The organism is Bacillota bacterium (genome assembly GCA_023511835.1).
Taxonomy (GTDB): domain Bacteria; phylum Bacillota; class Sulfobacillia; order JAIMAT01; family JAIMAT01; genus JAIMAT01.
Window position 1 is genome coordinate 1 of sequence record JAIMAT010000071.1, and the last position, 10,552, is coordinate 10,552.

At 75.1% G+C, this 10,552-nt stretch carries 10 protein-coding genes; 6 read left to right on the forward strand and 4 right to left on the reverse strand.

Annotated features, from left to right (window positions below):
* Positions 1-526, reverse strand: a 526-nt coding sequence (locus K6U79_09315) for a class I SAM-dependent methyltransferase (protein MCL6522551.1), incomplete at its 3' end; no start/stop codon positions are given.
* 973 nt (positions 527-1,499) lie between these two features.
* On the opposite strand from K6U79_09315, the gene K6U79_09320 reads away from it, so the two are divergent.
* The 5 genes from K6U79_09320 (at position 1,500) to K6U79_09340 (ending at position 6,598) form a co-directional block, all read left to right on the forward strand.
* On the forward strand, positions 1,500-3,086 hold the full coding sequence (locus K6U79_09320) for a gamma-glutamyltransferase family protein (GenBank protein MCL6522552.1): 1,587 nt from the start codon (positions 1,500-1,502) through the stop codon (positions 3,084-3,086).
* A 38-nt stretch (positions 3,087-3,124) separates the two neighbouring features.
* Positions 3,125-4,054 carry a TerC/Alx family metal homeostasis membrane protein gene (locus tag K6U79_09325; GenBank protein ID MCL6522553.1) on the forward strand — a complete coding sequence of 310 codons (930 nt, stop codon included), beginning with the start codon at positions 3,125-3,127 and terminating at the stop codon, positions 4,052-4,054.
* 56 nt (positions 4,055-4,110) lie between these two features.
* Positions 4,111-4,509 carry a metallopeptidase family protein gene (locus K6U79_09330; protein MCL6522554.1) on the forward strand — a complete coding sequence of 133 codons (399 nt, stop codon included), beginning with the start codon at positions 4,111-4,113 and terminating at the stop codon, positions 4,507-4,509.
* Positions 4,510-4,893: 384 nt separating this feature from the next.
* Positions 4,894-5,547 (forward strand): protease complex subunit PrcB family protein, encoded by a 654-nt coding sequence (locus tag K6U79_09335; protein ID MCL6522555.1) that lies wholly within the window; start codon positions 4,894-4,896, stop codon positions 5,545-5,547.
* Positions 5,548-5,659: 112 nt separating this feature from the next.
* Positions 5,660-6,598, forward strand: coding sequence for a DegV family protein (locus K6U79_09340; GenBank protein MCL6522556.1), 939 nt, complete (start codon positions 5,660-5,662; stop codon positions 6,596-6,598).
* Positions 6,599-6,638: 40 nt separating this feature from the next.
* Here the strand turns inward: K6U79_09340 and K6U79_09345 are convergent, their stop codons facing one another.
* The 3 genes from K6U79_09345 to K6U79_09355 all read right to left on the reverse strand — a co-directional run bounded on the left by K6U79_09345 (position 6,639) and on the right by K6U79_09355 (position 8,459).
* A complete protein-coding gene (locus K6U79_09345) occupies positions 6,639-7,022 on the reverse strand; it encodes a lytic transglycosylase domain-containing protein (protein MCL6522557.1) in 384 nt (127 codons plus the stop codon).
* Positions 7,023-7,104: 82 nt separating this feature from the next.
* The gene (locus tag K6U79_09350; GenBank protein MCL6522558.1) at positions 7,105-7,566 is read right to left on the reverse strand and encodes a Vitamin K epoxide reductase; all 462 of its coding nucleotides are present in this window, start codon (positions 7,564-7,566) and stop codon (positions 7,105-7,107) included.
* Positions 7,563-8,459 (reverse strand): DUF929 domain-containing protein, encoded by an 897-nt coding sequence (locus K6U79_09355; protein ID MCL6522559.1) that lies wholly within the window; start codon positions 8,457-8,459, stop codon positions 7,563-7,565. The genes K6U79_09350 and K6U79_09355 overlap by 4 nt, the downstream gene beginning before the upstream one ends.
* A 151-nt stretch (positions 8,460-8,610) precedes the next feature.
* On the opposite strand from K6U79_09355, the gene acs reads away from it, so the two are divergent.
* Entirely contained in the window at positions 8,611-10,515 is a 1,905-nt protein-coding gene (acs, locus tag K6U79_09360) for an acetate--CoA ligase (protein ID MCL6522560.1), read from the forward strand.
* Positions 10,516-10,552: the final 37 nt, after the last annotated feature.

Below are 10,552 nucleotides of genomic sequence, written 5' to 3' on the forward strand. Positions count from 1 at the left end.
GCGCCGCCGTCACCTCGAAGCCCGCCCGGCCCAGCGCCGCCCGCAGCTCCTCGACGGAGTAGAAGCGGGCGCCGCGGTAGAAGGGGTCGTCCGCCCTGCGCGCCTCGTAGAGCCGGCCCAGCGGGCTGAGCCGGTCGACGAAACCGACCACCAGGGCGCCCCCCGCCCGCAGAACGCGGCGTGCCTCGCCGAGGCTCCGGTCCAGGTCGGCGACGAAGCAGACGGTGGTCACCATCAACACCCCGTCCCAGGAAGCCTCCCCGTAGGGGAGCTCCTCCGCCACGCCCTCCGCCGCCCGCACCCCGCGCGCCAGCGCCCGCCGGCGCATGGCCGGCGAGGGGTCGACCCCGTCGCGCACGCCCAGCGGCGCCGCGAAACGCCCGCTGCCCACACCCACCTCCAGCCAGCGGCCCGGGCCAAGCAGCTGTCGGACCGCCTCCAGCTCGGCGGCGTAGGCGAGCGGGTGGCGCTCGAACCAGGCCTCGTAGCGGTCGTCGAGGAGGTCGAATGGCGACTCCGCCGCCAGCGCCGTCCCCGCCTCCGCCAGCGCCGGCAGCAGGGCCGCCGCCACGCGCCCCGCCAGCCGCGGCTCCAGACCGGCCTCCCGCCCGAGCAGCCGCACCGCCTCCTCCGGCTCGGCCAGGAGCCCGGCCAGCGCCCGGCGGTAGGCGCGCACGTAGGCGGCGAGCAGCTCGTCGGGCACGCCCGGGCGGCTCGCGCCCACCAGCGTCGGGCGAAGGCCACCGCCGGCCGGCGGGCCGTCCAGCCGGGCCAGGCGGCGGAAGCCGGCCTCCTCCGCCCATTGGCTGAAGGGCGGGTGGAGGAGGGCCAGGTCGGCCTCCCCCTCCCGGAGCGCGCGCCAGCGGCGCTCCGTGCCGCCCACGGCCAGGCGCGACTCCTCGCGCAGCCCCGCCTGGGCCAGCCAGCCGTAGACCAGCGGGGCGAAGCCCGTGGAGGGGTTGTCCACGGCCAGGCGGCGCCGGCCCGGCCAGGAGGGGCCGGCGAAGAGCTCCAGCGGGCCGACGCTCCCGCCCATGAAGGCGCGCAGGCCCGCCCGGCGGGCGTCCTCCGCCTCCAGGTTGGCCGGCGCGGTGTGGACGATCTCGGCCTCGCCCGCGGCCGCGCGCGCGATCTGCTCGTCGCGCGAGGCCACCGGCAGCAGCTCCACCTCTCCCCCGGCGGCCATGCGCCAGAGCGGCAGGTTGTGCGCCCCCGGGAAGACCAGGGCCCGGGGCGTCCCCGGCCGCCGGGCCAGCGCTTCTCCGGCTCCCGCCATGCTCCCACCCCCAGGCCCCCCGCCGGGCCGCGGGCGGGCCGCACCCTGATGGTAACCCCGGACGGCCGGTCCGGACGGGGGGGCCTCCGCCGGCCAGGATTCCCCGCCTTCCGGCGCGTATGGATAGGGGGACGGTACGGATCCCTCATCCACCAGGAAGCGAGGCGTCGGAGCGTTGAGCCTTTCTTTCGATCCCCTGGCCTATCCCTTCCCCTCCCGGCGCATGCTGGTCTACGCCCGCAACGGCATGGTAGCCACCTCGCAGCCGCTGGCCGCGCAGGCGGGCCTGGAGGTGCTGCGCAGGGGGGGCAACGCCGTCGACGCCGCGGTGGCCACGGCGGCCGCCCTCACCGTCCTGGAGCCGACCTCCAACGGCATCGGCTCTGACGCCTTCGCCCTGGTCTGGAGCGGCGGCCGCCTCTACGGCCTGAACGCCAGCGGCCCGGCGCCGGCCCTGGCCTCGGCCGAGCAGCTGGAGCGCGAGGGGCGATGGGAGGTGCCCCTCTACGGCTGGCCGGCTGTCACCGTCCCCGGTGCCCCCGCCGCCTGGGCCGCGCTGCAGGCGCGCTTCGGGCGCCTGCCCCTGGAGCGCCTCCTGGAGCCGGCCGTGGAGTACGCCGAGCGCGGCTACCCCCTGCCCCCCGTGGTGGGCGCGGCCTGGTCGTCGGCGGCGGAGCGCTACCGCCGGCTGGCCGGGGAGCGGCCCGACCTCTTCGGCCCCTGGCTGGAGACCTTCGCCCCGGAGGGCGAGGCCCCCCGCATCGGCGGCCTCTGGCGCTCGCTCGGCCACGCCCGCACGCTCCGCCTCATCGCCGAGAGCGGGGCCGAGGCCTTCTACCGGGGCGAGCTGGCCGAGCGCGTCGACGCCTTCGCGCGCCGGACGGGCGGCTGGCTGCGCGCCGCCGACCTGGCCGCCTACCGGCCCGAGTGGGTGGAGCCGCTCTCCGTCCGCTACCGCGGGCTGGACGTCTGGGAGCTGCCGCCCAACGGGCAGGGGCTGGTGGCGCTGATGGCGCTGCAGGTCCTGGAGGGCCTGGAGGGCGCCGGCGGCGGGCCGGGCGCGGAGGCGGAGGCGGAGCGCCTCCACCTGGCCATCGAGGCGGTCAAGCTCGCCTTCGAAGAGGGCTTCCGCGAGATCGCCGATCCGCGCGCGATGCGCCTCGAACCCTCGGATCTGCTCGATCCGGAGCGGGCGCGCCAGCGCCGGCGGCGGATCGGGCCGCGGGCGCTGGAACCCGAGCCGGGCCCCAGGCCCAACGGCGGCACGGTCTACCTCTGCACCGCCGACGGCGAGGGCAACATGGTCTCCTACATCCAGAGCAACTTCGCCGGTTTCGGCTCGGGCCTGGTGGTGCCGGAGACGGGCATCGCCCTCCAGAACCGGGGCGCCTGCTTCAACCTCCAGCCGGGCCATCCCAACCGGCTGGAGGCGGGGAAGCGGCCCTACCACACCATCATCCCGGGCTTCCTCAGCCGGGAGGGAGTGCCGCTGGGCCCCTTCGGGGTGATGGGCGGCCTCATGCAGCCCCAGGGTCACGTCCAGCTGCTGAGCGGCCTGGTCGACCTGGGGCTCAACCCGCAGGCGGCGCTGGACGCGCCGCGCTGGCGCTGGGTGGACGGGCGGCGGGTGGAGTTCGAGCCGGGCACGCCCCCGCACCTGGTGGAGGCGCTCGCCCGTCGCGGCCACGAGGTGAGCTGGGCCGTGGGCTCCGCTTCCTTCGGGCGGGGCCAGGTGATCCTGCGCCTGGAGGAGGGCGTCCTGGTGGGCGCCAGCGAGCCGCGCGCCGACGGCCAGGTGGCCGCCTGGTGAGCCGGGCGCCGGTCGCGGTCCGCTGAGGGCGCGGGCCGATGTGGGCGCCGCACGCCGTCGAGCTGCTCCTCTTCGCCGCCTTCGTCCTGCTGGCGACCTGGCTCGACCTCTTCGTCCTGCACCGCGACGACCACGAGATCGGCCTCGGCGAGGCGGCCTGGATGTCCGCCGCCTGGATCGCGGTGGCGCTGGCCTTCTCGGGCTACGTCTGGGCGCGCTACGGCCTCGAGCTGTGGATGCAGTACCTGGCCGGCTGGGCGCTGGAGAAGGCGCTGAGCCTCGACAACCTCTTCGTCATCGCCGTCATCTTCGGCACCCTGGGCGTCCGGGGCGGCTTGCAACACCGCGCCCTGGCCTGGGGCGTGCTGGGCGCCGTCGTCCTGCGCGGCCTGCTGATCGTGATCGGCGTCGAGCTGGTCCGCCGCTTCGAGTGGCTCCTGCCGCTCTTCGGTCTCCTCCTCCTCTGGACGGCCGCCCGCCTGCTCCGCGGAGGCGGCCCAGGCGGGCCACTGGAGCGCTCGCGCCTCTACCGCTGGGCGACGCGCCGGCTGCCGGTCCGTGCCGGCTTCGACGAAAGCCGCGTGATCACGCGGAGGCCGGGCGGCTGGGCGCTGACGACGCTGGGTCTGGCCATCCTCCTGGTGGAGGGGAGCGACCTCCTCTTCGCGGTCGACAGCATCCCCGCGGTCATGGGGGTGAGCCGCGACCCCTTCGTCATCCTCACCTCCAACATCTTCGCCGTGCTGGGGTTGCGGGCGCTCTACTTCCTGCTGGCGGGGAGCCTGGTCCGCTTCCGCTACCTGGACGAGGGCCTGGGGTTGGTGCTCGCCTTCATCGGAGTCAAGATGCTGGCGGGCCCCTTCGGAATCGAAGTGCCTGTGGCCGTCTCACTGGCCGTCGTGCTGGGCACGGTCACCGTCGCCGTCGCGGCCTCGCTGGCGCCCGGTCGCGGGAGAGGGGAGGAGTGAGCCCGTCCGCGGGGGCGGGAGCCGGGAGGTGCGGCCTCCCGGGCGGGGGGACGAACATGGTCGACTTCGAGACCTTCTGCAGCTGGGCGGAGGAGATCGTCGACCAGCTGCCCGATCGCCTCCTCGAAGAGCTGTCGGGCGGCGTCCAGATCGAGCGGAAGGCCCGCCGCCAGGCGGACGACCCGCCCGGCGTCTACCTGCTGGGCGAGTACGTGGTCGAGCCGGGGCTGGGCAGCTTCATCTTTCTCTACTACGGCTCCTTCCGCCGCACGCTGGCCGGCGAGCCGCCGGGGGTCTGGCGCCGCGAGCTGGTGACCACCATCCTCCACGAGCTGGAGCACCATGTGGAGGCGCTGGGCGGCGTCGACTGGCTGGGCGCCGAGGACCGCCGGGAGCTGGAGCGGCTCTGGCGCGAAGCGCGGGGTGAGGGCGGGCCGCCGGGCGGCGGAGAGTAGCCGCGCGCTTTGCCGGGGCGGGTGACCGCCTCGCCGCGCCGCTTGCCCGCCGGCGCGCTTGGCACCCTCCCGCCTCCGTCGGAACTTTTCGGGCCCGGGCCCGTCCAAGCAAAGAAAGAGGCCGGGCTCCGGCGCGCCGCCGGCGCCCGCTCCCCCGGCGAGGTGAGGCGGATGCGGATGAGGAAGGCAGGCCGGACCGCGCTCGTCGTCGCGTCGACGGCTCTCCTCCTGGCCGGCGCCATGCTCTTTACGGCCTGCGGCGGTCCCGGCGCCCAGCCCCGGACGTCGGAGCTCCCGTCGAAGGAAGGAGGCACGAACCCTTCCTCTCCCCCAGCGGAGGGCGCCCCCGCGCAGGAGGGCGACGCCCGGGAAGGGGGCGATCCGGTGGCGATCCGCCACGTGACGGCCGAGGAGTTCCCGGCCTACGAGCTGGGCAAGTGGGTAGAGAGCAACCGCGAGCGCCTCTTCTGGGGCTTCTTCACCTTCGGGGAGACCCGCTACCTGCTGGTCAGCCGAGGCGAGAGCCCCCACGCCGGCTACGGCGTCCGTTTCACCGACCTGCGCAGGAAGGCGGACGGCACCCTGGTGGCGACCGCCACCTGGAGCGACCCCGAGCCCGGCAGGCTCTACGCCCAGGTGATCAGCTACCCCTTCGACCTGATCGCGACGCCCGCCTCGACGCCGGCCTACGAACTGCGCTTCGTCGGGCCTGGGGCGCCCGAGTCGCCCGGTCGCGTCGAGCCCGACGTGATCCTGGAGGCGCCCGCGCCCGGCGACCGCCTGGCGAGCCCGCTCCGCCTGCGCGGCAAGGCCCGCGTCTTCGAGGGGCGCCTGCAGGTGGAGCTGGAGGACGGCCACAACGTCCTCCTCCGGAAGGTCCTCGCGGGTCCCGGCGCGCCGGCGTGGATGGAATTCGACGAGCGGCTCGCCTTCGACCGCCCGACCAACCCCTCCGGGATGCTGACGGTCTACGCGCTCAGCCCGCGCGACGGCTCGAAGCAGAACGTGGTCATGGTCCCGGTCGGCTTCGCGGAGTGAGGCGGGCGGAGCGAGACCGGCGACAAGGGCGTAACCCGCCCTCCCGGTCCAAGCCCGCGGCAGAAGGGTTGGTCCCGGGCCGCCGTCGAATCGTGCGCCGGGGGTGGCAGCGGTGACGGAGCCGGAAGCAGGCGGCCTTGCGGAGCGGGGGCCGCAGGAGGTCCGGGGGGAGGGCTTCCGCGACGGCAGGCGGGTCGCCCTGGTGACCGACAGCACGGCCACGCTCCCGCCCGGCTGGGCGGCCGCCCACGGCGTGGCGGTGGTGCCGCTGACCGTCCGACTGGGCAGCCGCGAGTACCTGGACGGGGTGGAGCTCTCGCCGGGCGACTTCTTCCGGCGACTGCGGGAGACCGGCGAGTGGGCCTCCACCTCGCAGCCGGCGCCCGAGCGCTTCCTGGCAGCCTACCGCCAGGCGGCCGAGGCGGGCGCGGGCGAGATCCTCGTCCTCACGCTCAGCTCGCGCCTGAGCGGCACCTACGCCAGCGCCGTGGCCGCGGCGGAGCTCTGGCGTGAGGAGGGCGGCCCGCCCGTCCACGTCTGGGACAGCCGTTCGGCTGCCGGCGGCCACGCCCTTCTCGTCACGGCGGCCCGGCGCCTGGCCGACAACGGCGCCGACGCGGCCGCCATCCTGGCCGCCCTGGAGCGGCTCCAGCCCGCGCTCCACCTGGAGGCGGTGGTCGAGACGCTGCGCTACCTGGCCCACGGGGGGCGCATCGGCCGCGCCGCCGCCTGGGCCGGGACGCTCCTGGACGTCAAGCCGGTCATCGCCCTGGCCCCCGACGGCGTGGTCGAGCCGGTGGCCCGGGTGCGCACCTTCGCCGCCGCCCTGCGCTGGCTCCTGGATTCGCTGGCCCGCCGCTACCCCGACCGGACGCGGCCGCTCCACCTGGTCGTCATCCACGCCGACAACCCGGAGGCGGCGGAGCGCCTCGAGCAAGGGGTCCGCCAGCTGGGCTACCCGCTGGCGGAGTTCTGGCGGGCCGACTTCACGCCGGTCCTGGGCGCCCATACGGGCCCGGGCCTGGCGGGCTTCTGTGACTGGCAGGAGTAGCCGCCCGCGCTCCGCGCCAGGGCCACCCCCCGCCCGGCCTTCAGCCGAGTTGGTCCAGCACCCGCCGGACGAAGGCCTGCGTCTCCGGATAGGGCGGCAGGCCGCCATACCGCTCGACGGCTTCGGGGCCCGCGTTGTAGGCCGCCAGGGCCAGGCTCAGGTCGCCGAAGCGGTCGAGCAGCTCCCTCAGGTAGCGGGCCCCGGCCTCCACGTTCTGCTCGGGGTCCAGGGGGTCGCGGGCCCCCATCGCGCGCGCCGTCTCGGGCATCAGCTGCATGAGGCCGACCGCACCCGCCGGGGAGACGGCGCGGGGATCGAGTCCGGACTCGACGCGGGCCACCGCCTCCACGAGGCGCGCGTCCAGTCCGTGCCGGGCCGCGGCCCGCTCGAAGAGCCTCCGGTCGACCTCCGGCGCGCCGGACATGCTCCCGCCCCCTTTCCCCAGGCTCCCCGGCGCCCGCCCCTCGGCCGGTGCCGGCAGCGGCGCAGGGGCCGCTCCTCCCAGGCTATGCGCCCGAGGCGTAGGCGGCGGTCTCCAGGGCGAAGAGAGCCAGCACCAGGAGGTGGACCAGGGTGCACCAGAGGCAGATGGCGCCGACGACGAAGAGCTCCGTATAGACGAGGCCCACCACCGCCAGGGCACCGGCGGCCGCCCAGAGCAGGCGGAGGCCGCTGCCGGCGCGGAGGGCCAGCAGCCCCGCGACCAGGAACCAGAGAAGCCCCCAGGCGGCGACGGGGACGCCCCACCAGACGCTGGCCCCGCTCTCGAGGACGGAGGCGCAGTCCACCAGACCGGCGTTGGGGCAGGCCAGCGCCCGCGGCGCCCAGTGGAGGAGCGTCAGGTAGCCGGAGACGGCCAGCCCCGCGCCCGCCAGGGCCAGGCGGAGGGCCAGCGGCCTTCCTGCCAAGCCCCCGCTCCCGGTCAGCCGGGCTGCCGCCTCCCCGGGGTCGGAGGGTCGCGGGCTCACCGCAGCTTGACCCCCCGGACCGCCGGCGAGGCGCAGACCTCCGCCGGCCGGCCGCCCGTCGCCTGGCAGACGGCCGCGCTGATCTGGTTGGCCGCCGCCAGCACCTGCTGCGCGGCCGCAGACTTGCCCTGGGCGATCTCGCGGGCGATGGCCTCCCAGCTCTTCCCCTGGAAGAGCTCCGGGGCCACCGGCGAGCCCACCCAGTAGCTCCGCCCCACGGCCAGGAAGGGGATCGAGCCGCCGGGATCCAGCCGGTTCATCAGCGCCTGCTCCGCGGCCGTGGGCGACTGGAGCGGCGGGTAGCGCCCGTCGGCGCCCGGCTCGCGGCCCGTCAGCTCCACGGTCCGCACGGCCAGATAGGGGCTGGAGTAGCTGGCGTGGAGGAAGGTGAAGGTGGGCGTGTCGGGATAGACGTCCTGCGAGGAGGAGCGCGAGAGCTCGAGTCCCTGCCAAGTGCCGAAGCGCGCCAGCGCCACCACCAGCGCCCAGCGCTCGGTCGCGCAGTACGGGCAGAACTCGGCGCCCACATAGAGGAGCGTCGGCTTGGTACCCGCCCCGGGAGCCGCCGGCACCTGCGTCCCGGCCGGCACCGCCTGCGGGGCCGGCAGGCCGCCGGTCCCCGCCGCGTCGAAGGCCGCGGACGGGATCGCCGTCAGCTTCTGCAGAACCGCCGCCGGGACGGGCGGACCCCCCGACTGGCCGGAGGCCGCGGAGGGTCCGGAGGAGGCCGAACCCGGTCGTCCGGCTCCCGTCCGCCAGACGGCCGCCACGACGACGCCGGTGAGCAGCAGCAGCACCACGGCCAGGCCGATCCAGGCAGCCGGGCGGCGCCCGCCCGGCTGCCGCGGGGGTCGCCCGGGGCCGGAACGGCGCCCTTTCGAAGAATCCGCCACGCAGAACCCTCCCTCTCGTACCCCTCATCATGACATGCACCGCCCGCCGGCGAGAAGCGGCCACCCAGCCGGCGCCCGAGGCCGCGCCCGCCCTCCGCAAAGGGATTTCAACCTCGGGAACGAATCGGCCAGGAGCAGGAGGCGAGGCTCGATGGCGCTGGAGGAAGCCCGCGGCATGGAGGCGCTGACCCGGACCGGGGAGGTGCTTCCTCCCCTCCCCCGGCTGCTCGAAGAGGCGTACGTGCGCGACTGGGAGGCGAGCTGGCGGCGCTCGCTGGAGGAGCCGGAGGCTTTCTGGGGCGAGGTGGCCCGGGATTTCACCTGGTTCGAACCCTGGCAGCGGGTGCTGGAGTGGGAGTATCCGTACGCCCGCTGGTTCGTCGGCGGCAAGACCAACATCGTCTACAACGCGCTGGACCGCCACCTGGTCGACGGCCGCCGCCAGAAAGTGGCGCTCTTCTGGGAGGGCGAGGACGGCAGCCGGCGCGTCTTCACGTACGCGCAGCTCCACCGCTGGGTCTCCAGAATCGCCAACGCGCTGAAGGGGCAGGGCGTCGGCCGCGGCGACCGCGTGGTGATCTACATGCCGTTGACGCCCGAGGGCATCGCCACCATGCTGGCCACGGCGCGCATCGGCGCCATCCACAGCGTGGTCTACGCCGGCCTGGGCTGGGGCGCCCTGCGCCAGCGGGTCGAGGACGCGGGCGCCAAAGTCGTCGTCTGCGCCGACGTGGGCTACAGGCGGGGCCGGACGGTGGAGCTGAAGCCCATCGTCGACCAGGCGCTCGAGGGGTTGGACTTCGTCGAGCGGGTGATCGTGCACCGCCGCCGCACGCCGACCGCCCCTCTGGCGCCGGGCGAGCTCGACTTCGACGAGATGGTGGCCGCCGCCTCCGCCGACTGCCCGGCGGAGCCCATGGACGCGGAGGACCCGCTCTTCATCCTCTACACCTCGGGGACCACCGGTCGGCCCAAGGGGACGGTCCACGTCTACGGCGGCTACATGGTGGGGACGGCCTACCAGGCCAAGGCCTTCTACAACATCGGCGACGACGACGTCTTCTGGTCGACCTCGGACATCGGCTGGATCGTCGGCCACAGCTACATCGTCTACGCGCCGCTGGTGGTCGGCGCCACCTGCCTGGTGCGCGAGGGCGCGCCCGACTATCCCGACCCCGGCACGCTCTACCGGCTGATCGAGGCGTACGGTGTCACCCGCCTCTTCACGGCACCGACCACGCTGCGCATGCTGATGAAGTACGGCGAGGAGTGGGCCAGCCGGTACGACCTCTCCAGCCTCCGCCACGTCACCTGCGCCGGCGAGCCGCTCAATCCCGAGGCCTGGCGCTGGGCATGGAAGGTGTTGGGCGGTGAGGGTCGTGCCTGGATCGCCGACAACATGTGGCAGACGGAGACGGGCGCGCCCATGGTGGGCAGCCCGCTGGCCCTGCCGGTCAAGCCCGGCTGGTGCGGCCGACCGCTGATCGGCGTCGACGCCGACGTGGTCGACGCCCAGGGCCGCCCGCTCCCGGCCGGCACTGGCGGCAACTTCGTCGTCCGCCGCCCCTGGCCCAGCATGTTCCGCACCGTCTGGAACCAGCCGGAGCGGTACGAGGAGTACTGGCGGACCATCCCGGGTGTCTACGCCAGCGGGGACCTGGCGCAGCGTGACGAGGAAGGCTACTTCATGTTCCTCGGCCGCTCCGACGACGTGCTCAACCCGGCCGGCCACCGCATCGGCACGGCCGACGTGGAGAACGCCCTGGTCAGCCACCCGGCGGTGGCCGAGGCTGCGGTGATCGGCATCCCCGACCCGGTGAAGGGCGAGGCCATCAAGGCCTTCGTCATCCTGCGCGCCGGCGCCGAGCCCTCCGAGGAGTTGCGCGCCGCACTGGTGGCGCACGTCCGCGACCTGCTGGGGCCCATCGCCACGCCCGCTGCGGTCCAGATCGTCGAGAAGCTGCCCAAGACCCGGAGCGGCAAGATCATGCGCAGGCTCCTGAAGGCCCAGGAGCTGGGCTTGGAGGCGGGTGACACCTCCACCCTGGAGGAGTAGCCGCTGGCTCACCCGTCGCGGCGGCAGGACCGCGCGG